This is a genomic window from Pseudomarimonas arenosa, from assembly GCF_014841215.1.
Taxonomy (GTDB): domain Bacteria; phylum Pseudomonadota; class Gammaproteobacteria; order Xanthomonadales; family Xanthomonadaceae; genus Pseudomarimonas; species Pseudomarimonas arenosa.
In genome coordinates this window covers 109,898-126,396 of record NZ_JACYTR010000004.1, presented here as the reverse complement: position 1 = coordinate 126,396, position 16,499 = coordinate 109,898, and the positions used below count along the sequence as shown (strand labels likewise).

At 63.3% G+C, this 16,499-nt stretch carries 14 protein-coding genes and 1 pseudogene; all 15 read left to right on the top strand.

What is annotated here, in order from left to right; translation table 11 throughout:
* Nucleotides 1–313: 313 nt before the first annotated feature.
* The 15 genes and pseudogenes from flgB (at nucleotide 314) to fliD (ending at nucleotide 16,487) form a co-directional block, all read left to right on the top strand.
* Entirely contained in the window at nucleotides 314–775 is a 462-nt protein-coding gene (flgB, locus tag IFO71_RS03325) for a flagellar basal body rod protein FlgB (protein WP_192028110.1), read from the top strand.
* Nucleotides 776–785: 10 nt separating this feature from the next.
* Entirely contained in the window at nucleotides 786–1,193 is a 408-nt protein-coding gene (gene flgC / locus IFO71_RS03320) for a flagellar basal body rod protein FlgC (protein ID WP_192028109.1), read from the top strand.
* Between the two features lie 157 nt (nucleotides 1,194–1,350).
* Entirely contained in the window at nucleotides 1,351–1,995 is a 645-nt protein-coding gene (locus IFO71_RS03315; RefSeq protein WP_192028108.1) for a flagellar hook assembly protein FlgD, read from the top strand.
* A gap of 21 nt (nucleotides 1,996–2,016) precedes the next feature.
* Nucleotides 2,017–3,237 carry a flagellar hook protein FlgE gene (gene flgE / locus IFO71_RS03310; protein ID WP_192028107.1) on the top strand — a complete coding sequence of 407 codons (1,221 nt, stop codon included), beginning with the start codon at nucleotides 2,017–2,019 and terminating at the stop codon, nucleotides 3,235–3,237.
* 474 nt (nucleotides 3,238–3,711) lie between these two features.
* On the top strand, nucleotides 3,712–4,458 hold the full coding sequence (locus IFO71_RS03305) for a flagellar basal body rod protein FlgF (protein WP_192028106.1): 747 nt from the start codon (nucleotides 3,712–3,714) through the stop codon (nucleotides 4,456–4,458).
* A gap of 22 nt (nucleotides 4,459–4,480) precedes the next feature.
* On the top strand, nucleotides 4,481–5,266 hold the full coding sequence (flgG, locus tag IFO71_RS03300) for a flagellar basal-body rod protein FlgG (RefSeq protein ID WP_192028105.1): 786 nt from the start codon (nucleotides 4,481–4,483) through the stop codon (nucleotides 5,264–5,266).
* A gap of 8 nt (nucleotides 5,267–5,274) precedes the next feature.
* A complete protein-coding gene (flgH, locus tag IFO71_RS03295) occupies nucleotides 5,275–5,943 on the top strand; it encodes a flagellar basal body L-ring protein FlgH (protein ID WP_192028104.1) in 669 nt (222 codons plus the stop codon).
* Nucleotides 5,940–7,046 (top strand): flagellar basal body P-ring protein FlgI, encoded by a 1,107-nt coding sequence (locus IFO71_RS03290; RefSeq protein ID WP_192028103.1) that lies wholly within the window; start codon nucleotides 5,940–5,942, stop codon nucleotides 7,044–7,046. The genes flgH and IFO71_RS03290 overlap by 4 nt, the downstream gene beginning before the upstream one ends.
* A gap of 13 nt (nucleotides 7,047–7,059) precedes the next feature.
* Nucleotides 7,060–8,064, top strand: coding sequence for a flagellar assembly peptidoglycan hydrolase FlgJ (flgJ, locus tag IFO71_RS03285; RefSeq protein WP_192028102.1), 1,005 nt, complete (start codon nucleotides 7,060–7,062; stop codon nucleotides 8,062–8,064).
* 3 nt (nucleotides 8,065–8,067) lie between these two features.
* On the top strand, nucleotides 8,068–9,957 hold the full coding sequence (gene flgK, locus IFO71_RS03280) for a flagellar hook-associated protein FlgK (RefSeq protein ID WP_192028101.1): 1,890 nt from the start codon (nucleotides 8,068–8,070) through the stop codon (nucleotides 9,955–9,957).
* Nucleotides 9,954–11,180 carry a flagellar hook-associated protein FlgL gene (gene flgL, locus IFO71_RS03275; protein ID WP_192028100.1) on the top strand — a complete coding sequence of 409 codons (1,227 nt, stop codon included), beginning with the start codon at nucleotides 9,954–9,956 and terminating at the stop codon, nucleotides 11,178–11,180. The genes flgK and flgL overlap by 4 nt, the downstream gene beginning before the upstream one ends.
* A 1,110-nt stretch (nucleotides 11,181–12,290) precedes the next feature.
* Nucleotides 12,291–12,953, top strand: a pseudogene (locus IFO71_RS21725) (flagellin N-terminal helical domain-containing protein); the annotation flags it as partial.
* Between the two features lie 42 nt (nucleotides 12,954–12,995).
* Nucleotides 12,996–14,657: a flagellin gene (locus tag IFO71_RS03270; RefSeq protein WP_332309305.1), complete on the top strand. Its 1,662-nt coding sequence runs from the start codon at nucleotides 12,996–12,998 to the stop codon at nucleotides 14,655–14,657.
* 117 nt (nucleotides 14,658–14,774) lie between these two features.
* Nucleotides 14,775–15,047, top strand: coding sequence for a flagellar protein FlaG (locus IFO71_RS03265; RefSeq protein ID WP_192028098.1), 273 nt, complete (start codon nucleotides 14,775–14,777; stop codon nucleotides 15,045–15,047).
* A gap of 60 nt (nucleotides 15,048–15,107) precedes the next feature.
* Nucleotides 15,108–16,487 (top strand): flagellar filament capping protein FliD, encoded by a 1,380-nt coding sequence (gene fliD / locus IFO71_RS03260; RefSeq protein WP_192028097.1) that lies wholly within the window; start codon nucleotides 15,108–15,110, stop codon nucleotides 16,485–16,487.
* Nucleotides 16,488–16,499: the final 12 nt, after the last annotated feature.

Sequence of the window (16,499 nt, the reverse complement as noted above, 5' to 3'; positions counted from 1 at the left end):
CCGACGGCTAGGCCCGGGCTCCGCTTGGCCAGAGAGCGCCCAACCATCGGGACGGCTCGTCCAAGTCTCGGCCTTGAGCACACCACGTCTAAAGCCGGTCGACCTGCACTGCTGCCGCGTCTTCGCTTGCCGACGGCTAGGCCCGGGCTCCGCTTGGCCAGAGAGCGCCCAACCATCGGGACGGCTCGTCCAAGTCTCGGCCTTGAGCACACCACGTCTAAAGCCGGTCGACCTGCACTGCTGCCGCGTCTTCGCCAAAGCGATTGGCACATCCCTTGCTTGAGTCGGGCATCGATCCATTCGGAGCCCATCCATGAACGATCTCAGCAACGCCATCTTCGGCCTGCACGGTCAGGCTTTGGCTTTGCGTCAGCAAAAGATGGAGCTGATCGCGTCGAACATCGCCAATCAGGATACGCCTGGCTACAAAGCGCAGGATCTCGACTTCGTCCAGGCGCTGTCCGAGGTTCAGCGTCAGCAAGCCATCGCCAAGCAGGCCGCAGCACCCAGCGATCGTCCGATGGGCTTTCCTGGCCTGGAGCTTGGGCCGACCGCGGGCCAGCGTGCCGCAGATCCGGCACCGCTCAGCATCGAGGAGATCGGCCGCCAGGCGCATTTCATTCGCGATGAGCTGCAGCCTTCGCTGGACGGCAACACCGTGGATTCGCAACTCGAATACGCCGCGTTCTCCAAGGCAGCGCTGGAGTATCGGGTCACGCTGAATCTGTTTGAAGGGCGAGCGCGCGGTTTGATGCTCGCCATCACCGGCCAGTAAGGAGGTCACCATGTCCGGTCTCACCATCTTCCAGATCGTCGGCAGTGCGATGCACGCGCAGTCGACAAGACTCAATACGGTGGCCAGCAACATGGCCAACGGCGATGCCGTCAGCGGTGATCCCAATACGGTCTACAAGGCACGCGAACCCCTGTTCCAGGCGGTAGCCGTGGGTGACAACCCAGCTGTGCAGGGTGTGCGGGTGACGCAGATCAAGGAGTCGACCTCGGAGCCGATCAAACGCTACGAGCCTGGGCATCCGCTGGCCGATGAACAAGGTTATGTCTACGCGCCGGATATCGATCCGGTGGCGCAAATGGTCAACATGATTTCCGCTTCTCGCAGCTACCAGGCCAATGTCGAGATGCTCAATACCGCCAAGGAATTGGCCATCGCCACGCTCAATATCGGCCGCTGATCGGCCGCTGCAGGTTAGCCCCCGCTAGGGACAGCAGGGCTTCACGGGCAAGACGAAAGTCGCGTCCGTGTTGGCAGCGAGTCCTACACCCGGAGGGCTCGCCCGGTGGAAAACGGACAGGACGACCGTTTTCCCACATCAACTCAGGATTCTTCCGATGCAAATCGTTCCTACCGCCGCCAGCTTCAAAAGCGTCAGCGATCCGCGCAAGTCCGAAGATCTCGGACAAGCCGACTTCCTGCGCCTGATGATGGAGCAGTTGAAGAACCAGGACCCGCTCAAGCCGCTGGACAGCAACCAGTTCCTCGGCCAGTTGGCCCAGTTCTCTACCGTGCAGGGCATTCAAGGACTGAACGCCTCGTTCCAGAACTTCGTCGATGCCTCGATGGATGATCAGGCGCTGCAGGCAGCCAGTCTGATCGGACGCGATGCCCTGGTATCGAGTTCGACCTTTCAACTGGACGAAGGCGGCGGCATGAGCGGCTTGCTGGATGTGCCGCAAACCGGCCAGGTCAGCATCGAAATCACCGACGCCAGTGGTGCCATCGTGCGGCGGATGAGCTTCGAGGCCAACGCCGGTGCCCGCGACTTCGCCTGGGATGGTGTCACCGACGCCGGCGAGCAGGCACCGCCCGGCGTCTATCGCATCAATGCCCGAGTCGGCAGCGGCTCCAGCGCTATCGCCGTCGAAAGCATGGTCAACGCTCGCATCGAAAGCGTTTCGTTCAGCCGCAGCGGCCTGATTCTGAATCTGGCCGGTGGCGGTTCCATCCCCTTCTATGCCGTGCGTCGCATCGGCTGACCCCAGACAGAGGACCTCACTATGACTTTTCGTACCGCGCTGAGTGGCCTCAACGCCGCTGCGTCCGACCTCAACGTCACCTCGCACAACATCGCCAATGTCGCCACGGTGGGCTTCAAGCTCTCCCGCGCGGAGTTCGCCGAAGTGTTTGCCAATTCGCCGTTCGGCCTGTCGCGTACCGCCATCGGTGCCGGCACCCGGGTAGCCAATGTCGCCCAGCAGTTCGGCCAGGGCAGTATCGAGTTCACCGACAACGCACTCGACATCGCCATCTCCGGAGGCGGCTTCTTCCGCATGTCCGACGGCGGTGTGGCGGTGTACTCGCGGGCCGGCAACTTCTCCGCCGACCGCGACGGCTTCGTGATCAATCCGGCAGGCCATCGACTACAGGTTTACCCGCCGATCACCGGCACGCAGAATTTTGATACCGGTCGGCTGCAGGACCTGCAGATCGCTGTCGGCGATGCCGCGCCACAGGCCACCACCAGCATCGACGTCGGCCTGAACCTGCCGGCCAATGCCACCGCACCGGCCAATGGCACTTTCGATCCGAACGACCCGTTAAGTTACAACCACACCACTTCGCTGACCGTGTTCGACTCGCTGGGTGCCTCGCATATCGCCACCCTGTATTACGTCAAGACGGCCAACCCGAACGAGTGGCAGATGTACTCGTATATCGACGGCACCCAGATCAGCGGGCCGGATCTGGTCGACTACACCAACACCGGCACTCTGAACACGCCGGTCGGTGGCACGATCACCCTGCCCCCCTACACGCCGACCACCGGCGCTGCCGACCTCAACATCACCCTCGATCTGTCTGCGTCGACGCAGTATGGCGAGCAGTTCTCAGTCGCCGAGCTGGTACAGGACGGCTACACCACCGGGCGTTTGACCGGCATCGAGACCTCGCCCACCGGCGTGGTGTTTGCCCGCTTCACCAATGGCCAGAGTTTGCCCTTGGGACAGCTGGCGCTGGCCAACTTCCCGAATGTGCAGGGCCTGCAGGAACTGGGCGACAACGTCTGGGGCGAAACCTTCGAATCGGGTCAACCGGTTCTGGGCACCGCAGGCTCAGGCAGCTTCGGACTGACACAGAGCGGTGCGCTGGAAGCATCGAATGTCGATCTGACCGAGCAGCTGGTCAACATGATCACCGCCCAGCGCAACTTCCAAGCCAACGCGCAGATGATCTCGACCCAGGATCAGGTCACTCAGACGGTCATCAACATCCGCTAAGGAATCTCTGAATACGTTCAGAGATTCCCGCGGCGCAAGGATGCACCGCCGCGATCAACAACGTAAGTTGTTGATCAGCGCAAGACGAGTTCGGACCTGTGCCGAACTCGGCGCGTCTGAGAAGTCCAGGATGGACTTGTTCGGACCTTCCTTAACAGCGAGCGCGACGTCTGCTGCAGGCAGCTCGCGCAACGCCCCGCAGCGAGAGCAGCCGATTGGCTGCTCTCGTCTTGCCTGCCTGCTGCCACTCTTGGCGGCATCGCCATCGGAAGCCCTCGCATGTGCCCTCGCCGACCGCATGGATGGCGCACATCGCAACGTCAATCCATAGGCATTTCGATGCGCCCGATCCCCACAAGCGATCTCCTGACGCATCGTCAAGAGGTTGGCACACGAATTGCTTGAGTCACTAGCGAAAGCAATTTGATCTGCAACGGTGGCGGAATTCCGACACCCGCGCTCCAGGAGGCAACGATGGACAAGGCAATCTACACAGCGATGACCGGCGCATCCGCCGCCATGCGACTGTCCACCGCGGTCTACCACAACCTGGCCAACGTCAACACACCGGGCTACAAGGCGGATCTGGTGGGCACCGAGGCATTCAAGGTCGAAGGACAGGGCAACGCCCTGCCGACGCGTGTCGCGGCGACCACCAAGCATCATGGCTACGACGGCCGCCAGGGCGGTCTGCAGGTCACCGGCAATGCACTGGATATCGCCCTGGATGAGGGCGTGTGGCTAGCCGTGACCGATGCCAATGGGCAGGAAGCCTATACCCGCAACGGCGAGCTGAAGCTCAATTCGAACGGGCTGCTCGAAACGCAGGACGGCGCCCTGGTGCAAGGCTCGACCGGCCCGGTTGCAATTCCGCCCGAACAGACCATCACCATCGGCGCCGACGGAAGTCTGTCGGTGGTGCCGCAGGGCCAAGGCCCGGAAACCCTGGCCCAGATCGGTCGATTGAAACTGGTCCAGTTCGATATGGATCAACTGAGTCGCGGCGCCGACGGTCTGTTCCGCCCCAGCGGCGATGCCGCCGCCGTGCCCGCCACCGGCAAGTCAGTCACGGCCGGTGCGCTGGAAACCAGCAATGCCGATCCAGTGACCTCACTGGTGCAGATGATCGAATTGCAGCGCAAGTACGAAACCCAGGTTCAGTTGATCAAGAAGGCCGACGAAAACGCCCGTGCGTCTTCCGGCCTGATGCGTCTGAGCTAAACGCGACGCTAAGGAGTTCGCCATGTATCCCGCCCTCTGGATTGCCAAAACCGGCCTCGACGCGCAGCAGACCCGCATGTCGGTCACATCGCACAACCTGGCCAACGTCAACACCACCGGATTCAAGCGCGGTCGGGCTAGCTTCGAAGATTTGCTGTACCAGAATGTCCGCCAGCCCGGCGGCGCCAACTCGCAGCAGAACCAGCTGCCGTCCGGCCTGATGACTGGCACCGGTGTGCGCGTGGTGTCCACCGCCAAGAGTTTCGACCAGGGCGGCCTGACCCAGACCGGCAATGCGCTGGACCTGGCGATCAGCGGCCGCGGCTTCTTCCAGATCCTGCTACCTGACGGCACCACCGCCTACACCCGCGACGGCAGCTTTCAGGTCGACTCGACCGGCGCCATGGTGACCAATTCAGGTTACCCGGTGCAGCCCGGTATCACCCTGCCGGCGCAGGCGCAAAGCGTGTCGGTCGGCGTCGATGGCACGGTCACCGTGCAGGTGGCCGGACAGGCCGCGCCGGTGCAGGTTGGCACCCTCACCCTTACCGACTTCATCAACCCCGCCGGCCTGCAGGCCAAGGGCGAAAACCTGTTCCTGGAAACCGCTGCCAGCGGTCCGGCCACCACCGGTACGCCGGGGGTGTCGGGCCTGGGCACCTTGATCCAGGGAATGCTGGAAAGCTCCAACGTCAACGTAGTGGAAGAGCTGGTGAACATGATCGAGACGCAGCGCGCCTACGAAATGAATGCCAAAGCGATCTCCACCACGGACCAGATGCTGGGTTACCTCAACAACAACGTCTGAGGCCCGCCATGAATCGGCTGCTCACTTTATTGTCCATCGCCCTGTTAAGTGCCTGCGCCTCGGCACCCAAGCCAGACCCGGCGTTCGCGCCGATCTCCGCCTCGGCCTATCCACGCCCGGCCGAACCCAGCAATGGCGCGATCTTTCGTGAAGGCTCGGGCGGATTGTCTTTGTTCGCCGACCGCCGCGCATTCTACCCGGGCGATCTGATCACCATCACCCTGGCCGAACGCACCGTGGCGCAGACCCGCAAGGCCACCAGCAGCAGCAAGACCACGGGCGTATCGATGGCCGCGCCCAGCGTGCTCGGTGCACCGGTGACGATCAATGGTCGCGACCCGCTCAGCACTTCGATCAATTCTGAAAATACTTTCGAAGGCACCGGTGATTCCGACCAGAGCAACAGCCTCAGCGGCAGCGTGACAGTGACCGTGGTCGATCGACTACCGAACGGCAATCTGGTGGTGCGTGGCGAAAAGCTGATTCGGCTGAATCGCTCCGATGAGGTGGTGCAGATTCAAGGAATCGTCCGCGCCGCCGATATTCAGACTGACAACAGCGTGCCCTCCACCCGGGTGGCTGATGCGCGCATCGTCTACACCGGGCGTGGCGAACTGGCGCAGGCCAATGCGCAAGGCTGGCTGTCGCGCTTCTTCAACTCCGTGGTGATGCCGTGAGTCGCCTGCTGGTTTCGCTGATCGCTCTGACCGTGCTGCTGGCGGCAGCGCCGCTGCGGGCGGAGCGAGTCAAGGACTTGGCGTCGTTTGCCGGCGTGCGCGGCAACCCCCTGGTCGGCTACGGTCTGGTAGTGGGTCTCGATGGCAGCGGCGATCAGACCAGCCAGGCGCCGTTCACCGTGCAGAGCCTGCGCAACATGCTGGGCGAGCTGGGGGTGACCGTTCCATCGAATGTCAATCCGCAGCTGAAGAACGTCGCCGCGGTAGCGATTCACGCCGAGATGCCGCCGTTTGCCAAACCCGGGCAGATGATCGATGTCACCGTCAGCTCGATCGGCAACGCCGGCTCGTTGCGTGGCGGCACCCTGCTGATGACACCGCTCAAAGGTGCCGACGGGCAGATTTACGCCATCGCCCAGGGCAACCTGGTGGTCGGCGGTTTCGGCATTTCCGGCAATGACGGTTCGCGGGTTTCGGTGAACGTGCCCTCGGCCGGCCGCATTCCGAACGGTGGCCAGATTGAACGCGCCATTCCGACCCAGCTGGTCACCAGCAACATGCTGGAGCTGAACCTCCATCAGGCCGACTTCACCACCGCCGCGCGGCTGGAAAATGCCCTTAACCTGGCGTTTGGCGAAGGCGCCGCGAAGGCCGTCGATGCCGTCACCGTGGCAGTCGAAGCGCCGACCGACGCGTCCGCCCGCATCGCCTTCATGGCGCGGGTCGAGAACCTCGACATCAACCCGGGCGAGGCCAAGGCCAAGGTGATCGTCAATTCCCGCACCGGCACCATCGTGATGGGCGGGCTGGTCAAGGTATTGCCGGCGGCGGTGACGCACGGTTCGTTGACCGTCAGCATCACCGAGACCATCGCTGTCAGTCAGCCCAACCCCTTGGCCGGAGGCCAGACCGTGGCGACGCCGCAATCGAACGTGCAGGCCAGCGAAGAGCAGAACCGCATGTTCCTGTTCGAAGGTGGCGTGTCGCTGGAAGAGATCGTGCGCTCGGTCAACGAGGTCGGTGCCGCACCTGGCGACTTGATCGCCATTCTGGAAGCGCTGAAGCGCTCCGGCGCCCTACGCGCGGAGCTGGAAATCATTTAGGGAGGGCCAGGTCATGCAGGCGATCAAGAATGCGACCGGCCTTCCATTGGACCGAGTCGAACAGGGCGGCCAGCAGCGCAGTCCAGAGCAGGCCGCGCGCATGCTGGAAAGCCAGTTCGCCAAGATGATGATCGGCATGATGCGCAAGACGGCCCTGGGCGATTCGATGTTTCCCGGCGCGGCAGCGCAGTTCGCCGACATCTATGACCGCGAGATCGCCAACGTTTTGACGCAGGGCAAGGGCCTTGGCATGCAGGCGATGATTCGCCGCCAGCTGGAAGGACAGGCCGGCGTCGATGCCGGTGGCGACGCACGCTTCTTTCCGCTCGACAGCGCCCGCGGCGCGGCAGCCTACCGCGCTATCCGCCCGTTCAATCCGCCTATTCCGATCTCGGCCCTGGAAACCTCCGCTCCGCACCCGAAAGCCGCGCCAGCTCCCGAGCCCGGCAAGCCGAGCCCGCTCAGCCAGCACACACCGAATATCGACCAATCGGAGGCTACTGCCTACGCCGCCTCCGTGCCTGACACACCGGAGGCCTTCGTTGCCGAGCTGTGGCCACATGCCCAGCGCGCCGCCGCTGAACTGGGCGTTTCGCCCAAGGCCCTGCTGGCCCAGGCTGCCTTGGAGACCGGCTGGGGCAAGCACATGCCGAAGCGTACCGACGGCAGTTCAGGAAACAACCTGTTTGGCATCAAGGGCCACGGTTGGCAGGGCGAAGTACTGGCCGCCAACACCCACGAATTCGTCAACGGCCAACGGGTGGAACAACGTGATCAGTTCCGCGCCTACCGCAGTGCCGCCGAGAGCTTCAATGACTATGTTGCCATGCTGAAGAACAGCCCGCGCTATGCCAATGCGCTGGGGCAGGACAACCCGCACGCCTTCGCCAGCGCGCTGCAGCAGGCTGGCTATGCCACCGACCCGCGCTACGCAGCCAAGATCAATGCCATCGCCCATGGCCCCACCCTGCAGCGGGCGCTTGATGCGCTGCACACAGGCTCGACCCGGAGCGCCTAACCGATGAGCATCCTGAGCAACAGCACCTCGGCCCTGCTCAGCTTTCAGCGGGCGCTGCAGACCATCAGCCACAATGTGGCCAATGCCAACACGCCGGGTTTCAGCCGCCAGCGCGTCGAGCTCTCCAATCGCGCCGGCGCCCCCAGCGGCAATGGCTTCGCTGGCGCCGGTGTGCAGGTCGACACCATTCGCCGCCTGCAGGATTCCTTCGCCGTCGGGCGACTGCTGGTATCCGGTGCCGAATTGGGGCGTCTGGCCGATCTCTCCTTGCTGTCGAATCGGGTCGACGCCGCGTTTACCGACCCGGGAACCAGCATCACCGCCAGTTGGTCGCGCTTCTTCGACTCCGCGCAGGCGATCAGTGTCGATCCGTCATCCACCTCTGCACGCGAGGCCTACCTGGCCAGCGCCGAGACTCTGGCCGCGCGCTTTCGCTATCTCGATGGCCAGCTCGATTCGCTGGAGATCGAAACCAATCAACGGATTCAGACCGCCGCCGAGGATGTGACCCGGCTGGCCGCCGAAGTCGGCCGCCTTAACCAGGAGATCGTTCGCAACCAGGCAGCCGCGGGCGGTCAACCACCCAACGATCTACTGGATCAGCGAGATCTGACCATCAGCCGACTGAACGAGCTGATCGGTGTCACCACGGTGGCGCAGGACGACGGCTCGCTCAATGTGTTCACCAGTGGCGGCCAGGCCCTGGTGGTGGGCAATCGCTCACTCACGCTGACGACTGTCCAGGATCCGTTCCAACCGCAGCGGGTCAATGTTGCCTTGCAGTTTGTCGGCGGCACCTCGGTGTTGCCGGACAGCGCCCTGGGCGGGCGACTCGGCGGCCTGACCGACTTCCGTCGCGATGTGCTCGACCCCACCAATCGCAGCCTCGGTCAGTTGGCCACCACGGTTGCCTTCCTGGTCAATGAGGCCAATGCCCAGGGGGTGGATCTGTATGGCAACCCGGGCAACCCGATCTTCAATCAACCGGCGATCTCACCGCTGGCGGGACTGAACAACACCGGCACCGCCACCCTGAGTGCCAGCATCGCCAATATCGGGGGTATCGCCGAGAACGATATCGAGCTGAACTTCGATGGCGTCAGCTGGACGGCGCGCGACCCGGCGACCTCACAGCCTCTGCCGATCAGCGGCACCGGCACGGCCCTCGATCCGTTCATTGTCAACGGCGTGGCCCTGGTGTTGGGCGGAGGCGCGGCGAACGCTGGCGATTCGTTCCTGGTTCGACCCACCGCTGGCGCCGCCGGCTTGTTGACCGTGGCGATGACCGATCCACGTCAGGTCGCCGCCGCCGCGCCGGTGCAGGTGTCGGCCAATGTCGCCAATATCGGCAACAGCGTGCCGCAGCTCAGCGTGGTCGACCGCAACGACCCCGGTCTGGGGCTGCCGATCGATATCGTGTTTGTCGATCCGAACAACTACACCGTCAATGGCGGGCCGCCGATTCCCTGGGTGCCGGGCGATGTGATCGCGGTCAATGGCTGGGAACTGCGCTTAGATCCGCCACCAGAAACCGGCGACACCTTCAGCGTACGCGCCACCCAGGCCAACTCTGGCGATAACACCAATGCCCGCGCCCTGGCTCAGGTCGACGACGCCTTGCGCCTGTTCGGCGGCACCGGCTCACTTAACACAACCTTACGCGAGATGGTGTCGGCGGTCGGGGCATCGGCGCAGTCGGCGCAATTCTCGCTGGATGCGCAGTCCGCGATCAACGATCAGCTGGTCCAGGATCGCGAATCGGTCTCCGGAGTCAACCTGGATGAAGAAGCCTCCAACATGCTGAAGTTTCAGCAGGCCTATCAGGCGGCGGCCAAGATGATCGGCACTGCCGATACCGTGTTCCAGTCCTTGCTCGCAGCGGTGCAGCGATGACCTCCAGAATCTCCAGCGCCTCGGTCTTCGAGCGCGCCATTTTCCAGATGCTGCGGCAGCAGTCGCAGATCGCGCGCACGCAGCTCGAGGTATCGTCGGGCCGTCGCATCACCACGGCCAAGGACGACCCGATCGGCGCCGGCATCGGCGAGGCGATCGATCGTTCGCTGGCTGAGATCTCCCGCTGGGGCGATAACGCTACCTTCCTGCAGAACCGTCTGCAGAAGGAAGAAGCGACGATTCAACAGGCCGGGCAACTGCTGCAGCGCGCCCAGGAACTGGCGATCCAGGCCAACTCGGCCATCCAGACCGCCGAATCGCTGCAGGGCATGCTGCGCGAACTGGCCTTGATGAAAGAGGCGATGGCCCAGTTGGCCAACACCACCGATGGCACTGGCCGTTATCTGTTCGGCGGTACCACCGACAGCAGCCCGCCATTCGTTGCCAATGGCGCGGGTGGCTATGACTACGTCGGCGACCAGCGTCAGCGCCGGATCGAAATCGGCCCCGACCTGACCATCGCCGATTCCGACCCGGGCAGCGAAGTATTCCAGCGCATTCGCACCGGCAACGGAGAGATCGCCATACGCGAAGGCGGCCCGAATACCGGCACCGGCGTACTCTCTGCCACCGGCTTCACCGACCCGGCGCAATGGACCACCCTGCCCTACACCGTCACCTTCAACGATGTGGTCGGCCCGCCGCCCAGCACGCAGTGGACGGTGACCGAGGACAACCCGCCCAATGCAGTGATCGCCACCGGCACCTATCAGCCCGGCCAGCCGATCGGCTTTCTCGGCGTGCAATTGGTGCTCACTGGCCAGCCCGCCGATGGCGACACCTTTACCGTACGCCCCTCGCCCACCCGCGATGTGTTCGACTCGATCCAGGCCCTGATCGACACCGTCAATCTGGCCAATACCACGCCGGCCGAGAAAGCCACCCGGCAGAATTCCTTCTATGCGGTGATCGAGGACCTGCAACAGGCCGGCAACTCGCTCATCGACAGCCGCGCCGGCATCGGCGCCCGCCTGCAACTGGTCGACGCCACCGAGCAACAGCGGGCCGCCGAGGACGAGATACTGCGCCGCACCCTCAGCGAAGTGCGCGACACCGATTATGCAGAAGCCATCAGTCGACTGTCGTTCCAGCTGCAATCACTGGAAGCGGCACAGCAAAGCTTCCTTCGCGTACAGAATCTGTCGCTGTTCAATCTGCTGTAAGGCCAGCAAAGTACCGCCGCACGACGCCACCGCGCCGACGAAGCAGGCCGAGCAGCAACACGCTGGCTGAGCCAGTCGAAGCCAGCAGAACGAAGCCAGCACCGTCGGGCAGATTGCCGTGCGCGGCGCGCGTCGCAATGAGCGTCCGTAGGTGTTCTGGGGATCCTTCAACGCATCGCCGCTCCAGGCACCCTTCGGCGAGCTCAGGGTGCGTCATCGTGCGAATCGCGGGCAGCAACACGCTGACTGAGCGCATGGAAGCCAGCTGGACGAAGCCAGTACCGTCGGTAATATTGCACGTGCGCAACGCGGGTCGATATGAACACGCGACGGTGTGCTGGGCATCCGTAAACGCCTCGCCGCTCCAGGCACCCTTCGGCAAGCTCAGGGTGCGTCATCGTGCGAATCGCGGCAGCAACACGCTGGCTGAGCGCGTCGAAGCCAGCGGGACGAAGCCAGTATCGTCGGTAATATTGCACGTGCACAACGCAGGTCGATATGAACAAGCGATGGTGTTGTGGGCATCCGTAAACGCCTCGCCGCTCCAGGCACCCTTCGGCGAGCTCAGGGTGCGTCATCGTGCGAATTGCGGGCAGCAACACGCTGACTGAGCGCATGGAAGCCAGCTGGACGAAGCCAGTACCGTCGGTAATATTGCACGTGCGCAACGCGGGTCGATATGAACACGCGACGGTGTTCTGGGCATCCGTAAACGCCTCGCCTCTCCAGGCACCCTTCGGCAAGCTCAGGGTGCGTCATCGTGCGAATCGCGGCAGCAACACGCTGGCTGAGCGCGTCGAAGCCAGCCAAACGGGACCGCACGCTCACGCTTGCCGTGGTACCTGCCCGAAAAGCCACTCAGTGGGGCAAATCATCACACCTCAATCACGATTGCCGCCTGCGCCAAACCCCTGAAAATCAAGGCCATGTGAAGCAGCGGGCAATATTCGTGATCAGGCCCACAAATCGAAAATTTTCGAGCTTCAAACCTAAAGTTCTCCCAGCGGTCGCCGATAACTTTCTCAGCAGCGCACGAAGACCGGGTGGTCGGAACGCTGCAGGAACCGGCTCACCCAATGCCGAGCAGCAAATCCTACTGGAGAACCTCTCATGACACAGGTCATCAACACCAACGTCCAGTCGCTCAACGCTCAGCGCAATCTGACCAATTCTGCGCTGTCCCTGGCGACGTCCCTGCAGCGACTGTCTTCCGGCCTGCGCATCAACAGCGCCAAGGACGACGCCGCCGGTCTGGCGATTTCCGAACGCTTCAGCACCCAGATTCGCGGCTTGAATGTTGCGGTGCGCAACGCGAATGACGGCATTTCGCTGTCGCAGACCGCCGAAGGCGCATTGGGTGAGATCAGCAACAACCTGCAGCGTATTCGTGAGCTGGCCGTGCAGGCCCGCAATGCCACCAATAGCGCCTCCGATCGCGCCGCGCTGAACGCCGAAGTGCAGCAGCGTCTGGCCGAGATCGAGCGCACCGCCTCGCAGACCTCGTTCAATGGTCAGAAGATTCTCGACGGCACCTTCGGCAAGGCCACCTTCCAGGTCGGCTCGAACGCCGGTGAAACCATCAGCCTGAATCTGGATTCCAGCACCCGCGCCAACAACATCGGCAAGATTGCCGAAGCTGTGTCGAATGCGCTGGGCGCCACCGCTACCGGCGGCAGCCTGGATGTCACGCCGTCTTCGTTGTTGTTCGGCACTGCCGGCACTGCCGATGGCAGTCTGGAAATTGCCGCGTCGAACCGACTGTTTGGTGATACCGGACAAGTCACCATCACCACCGGCACAACCAATTTCAGCACGGTGACGTTCGACGGCAGCAACACGCAGTCAATCGAAGCCAGCTTCAACCCCGGCGGCGGCAATGCTTATGACTTCAGCGGCGCCAACCTTGCCCAGTTCGACGTCACCATCGACGGCGCCACCGTCGGTATCACGCTGAACCAGGCCTTCGTTGACGGAACAGCGCTGGCTGCAGAGATTCAGGCCCAGATCGTCGCAGTGACCGGCGCCGGCCCGACTGTTGGCTTCTCCGCTGGCCAGCTGACCTTCACCGATGTCGGCAATGCTGCCGCGGTGGTCATCTCCGACGCCGACGCCAACTCCCAGGCCCTGGGCCTGGAGAACAGCGCGGGCACCGCGGGTGGCACAGGCGCATCGTTCCAGGTCGATGGCAATACCGTTAATCTCACTACCGACCTGACCGACAAGGCGGGTGTACTGGCCGAGATTCAATCGCAACTGAATACCGCGGCTCCGGGCGCTTATACGGTTGAAGACGCGGGCGGCAACGACTATCGCATCGTCAACAACGCCGCCGGCTCAGCTGCCACCGTGATCAGCAATGCGAACCTGGGCGCGGTAGCCTCCGGCATCGTCAATGAAACCGGTATCACGGCCGCCAATACGGCGACCACAGCCACCTTCGACGTTGACGGATTCAACGTCACCCTCGACGACAACTATGCCACCTTTGACGATGTGGCCGCCGCGATCCAGGCCGATCTCGATACCGGTGCCGGCGCAGGTGTGTACACCGTCTCGAACAATGCAGGCGACATCTCCATTGTCTTGAATTCCGGCGCCACGCCGGTGGCGATCACCAATGCCAATGCGCGGGCCACCTCGGCCGGCTTCGGCAACCAGACCGGCGTCGTCACCACCAATGCCTCGTTTGATGTCGATGGCACTACCGTGACTCTGGATCAGGACTATGCGAGTGCAGCCTTGTTGGCCGCGGACCTGGAAAGCCAGCTGACCGGCTATACCGTCACCGAGAACGGCGGCACCATTAGCATCACCAATGACACGCTTGGCTCCGCCGCGGTCACGATCACCGGCGCAGATCCCGGTAGCAATGCGGCGGCGGCAGGCTTTGGCAACGCCACCGGCACGGCCGGCATCGGCGCCGGGACGGTGACTTTGTCCAGCCTGACCATCCTCGACGGCACCGGTAAGACCAGCACCTTTAGCGGCACTTACGACACCGCGCAGGCCTTGGCGGACGACATCAACACCAACGCCAACGGTGTGTTCGCGTCGATCAGCACCGACGGCAAGCTGCAGCTGCAATCGGCCCTGGCCTTCACCGTCGGCGGTAGCGATGCCACCACCATAGGCTTCACCACCACCGAAGTGGCGACCAGCAACGGTTCGCTGAACGATGTCAACGTGCTCACCACCACCGCAGCCGACGAAGCGATTGTCCGCATCGACTCGGCTCTGCAATCGGTCAGCTCGCTGCGCAGTGACTTCGGTGCGATTCAGAACCGCTTCGAGTCGACCATCGCCAACCTGCAGGGCACCGCTGAGAACCTGGCTGCTTCGCGGTCGCGCATCCTCGATGCCGACTTCGCAGCTGAAACCGCCAACCTGACCCGCGCGCAGATCCTGCAGCAGGCCGGTGTGGCGATTCTGGCCCAGGCCAACCAGTTGCCGCAGAATGTTCTGAGCCTCTTGCGCTAAGGGATCACAGTTCGATCTTCGAAGTCGTAGGACAATCAGGATGAAACCGGAGCCGGCCTGGGCGTAAGCTCAGGCCGGCGCTTGTCCATCGGGCACCGTCCCCGGAGGGTGAGTCATATGAGCAGCAGTTTTCCTCCCATCAGTTCCACCGCCTCACCGGCGGCGTATGGCTCAGCGGGCTCCGGCACGCAGGCCGACGCGCGCAGCCTGCAGCGGTTTCTTGACAACGCGACCGCCGGCACCCAGCTCAAGTTCCGAGTAGAGTCGGACGTGGGCCGCGTGATTGTGCAGGTGCTCGACTCGCAAAGCGGCGAAGTCGTGCGGCAGATCCCTCGCGAAGAGGCGATCGAGTTGGCCCGCGCCGCCTTGGACCAACGCGGCGCCCGGTGACCCCGGGGGCAGGCCTGCCTGCCCTCCTGTCGCAGAGGCATTCGATGAAGGAGTGCAGCCATGGCATTGATCAGTAACATCGGTCTTGGCTCGGGCCTCGACATCACCAGCCTGGTCAACCAGCTGGTCGCCGCCGAGCGCGCCGGGCCCGACCTGATCCTGAATCGGCGCGAAGCACGCGCCAACGCGCAGATCTCGGCCATCGGCAAGGTCAAGTCGGCCTTTGCCTCGCTGCAGACAGCGGTCGACAAGCTGCGTACGGGCAATGTCTTCGAGGCCCGCAAGGCAAGCTCGGATGCCACCGACCGGATTGGCGTCAGCATCAGCGCCGGACAGTCACCGGCGCTGGGCAGCTTCGATCTCGAAGTCGAATCGCTGGCTGCGGCGCAGAAGCTGCAGTCCGACCCCACCCTGGTCACCGATGGCGAAGCCGCTTTGGCCACCGGCACGCTGAGCTTCTCGGTCGATGGCGACAGCTTCGACGTCGTGGTCGGCGCCGACACCACCATCTACGACCTGGCCAGTTCAATCAACCAGTCCTCCGGCGGCAAGGTGCAAGCCGCCGTGGTCAATGGCGACGACGGTTTCAGCCTGAGCCTGACCTCCGGCATCACCGGTAGCGCCGGTGAGATCAGCATCAGCCAAACGGTGGGCACCGGTCTTGAGGCCTTCACTTTCGACCCGAACAGCCCGCAGCCGGGCACCTTGAGCGAAAGCACGCCGGCCAGCGATGCCGTGTTCTACATCGACGGCGTCAAGCGAACCTCGTCGAGCAACTCGATCAACGATGCCATCAGCGGCCTGGACCTGACGCTGAAGCAGGCCGAGCTCGGCGTCACTGTCAAGCTGACGGTCAGCGAGGACAGCAGCAGCGCCAGCGGTGCCGTGCAGGGCTTTGTCACGGCCTACAACAATGTGCTGAAAACGCTCGACGACGTATCCGCCTACGACCCCGAGGCGAACACGGCGCAGGCTCTGAATGGCGACATTTTCGTGCGCAGCGCCCGCAGCCAGCTGCGCAGCTACATTGGCGGTGCCTTGAATGCGGCCAATGAAGCGGGAGTCAATCTGGCCATCAATACCCAGGTCGATGGCACGCTGACCTTCAATGCCACTACCTTCAGCCAGAATCTGGCGGCCAATCCGAGCGCGGTGAAATCGCTGTACTCCGGCGAAGACGCCGCCCTGACCCAGAACCTGTCGAGCTATCTGGGCGATGTGCTGGCCAACGACGGCGTATTGACGCAGCGCAACGACGCCCTGACTCGCTCGTTGGATCTGGTGGCCAAGGATCGCGAAACGCTGGAGCGGCGGCTGGAAAGCATCGAAGAGCGTTACCGCAAGCAATTCATCGCGCTGGACTCACTGGTCGCGCAGCTGAACAGCACCAGTCAGTTCCTGGCACAACAACTGCAAGGTCTGGCAAGCTCCAACTCATGAGCATGACGGAGA

Bases quoted from the DNA above. Each gene is read 5' to 3' on its own strand.
- flgB (WP_192028110.1), top strand. From the start codon at position 314: ATGAACGATCTCAGCAACGCCATCTTCGGCCTGCACGGTCAGGCTTTG.
- flgC (WP_192028109.1), top strand. From the start codon at position 786: ATGTCCGGTCTCACCATCTTCCAGATCGTCGGCAGTGCGATGCACGCG.
- IFO71_RS03315 (WP_192028108.1), top strand. From the start codon at position 1,351: ATGCAAATCGTTCCTACCGCCGCCAGCTTCAAAAGCGTCAGCGATCCG.
- flgE (WP_192028107.1), top strand. From the start codon at position 2,017: ATGACTTTTCGTACCGCGCTGAGTGGCCTCAACGCCGCTGCGTCCGAC.
- IFO71_RS03305 (WP_192028106.1), top strand. From the start codon at position 3,712: ATGGACAAGGCAATCTACACAGCGATGACCGGCGCATCCGCCGCCATG.
- flgG (WP_192028105.1), top strand. From the start codon at position 4,481: ATGTATCCCGCCCTCTGGATTGCCAAAACCGGCCTCGACGCGCAGCAG.
- flgH (WP_192028104.1), top strand. From the start codon at position 5,275: ATGAATCGGCTGCTCACTTTATTGTCCATCGCCCTGTTAAGTGCCTGC.
- flgJ (WP_192028102.1), top strand. From the start codon at position 7,060: ATGCAGGCGATCAAGAATGCGACCGGCCTTCCATTGGACCGAGTCGAA.
- flgK (WP_192028101.1), top strand. From the start codon at position 8,068: ATGAGCATCCTGAGCAACAGCACCTCGGCCCTGCTCAGCTTTCAGCGG.
- flgL (WP_192028100.1), top strand. From the start codon at position 9,954: ATGACCTCCAGAATCTCCAGCGCCTCGGTCTTCGAGCGCGCCATTTTC.
- IFO71_RS03265 (WP_192028098.1), top strand. From the start codon at position 14,775: ATGAGCAGCAGTTTTCCTCCCATCAGTTCCACCGCCTCACCGGCGGCG.
- fliD (WP_192028097.1), top strand. From the start codon at position 15,108: ATGGCATTGATCAGTAACATCGGTCTTGGCTCGGGCCTCGACATCACC.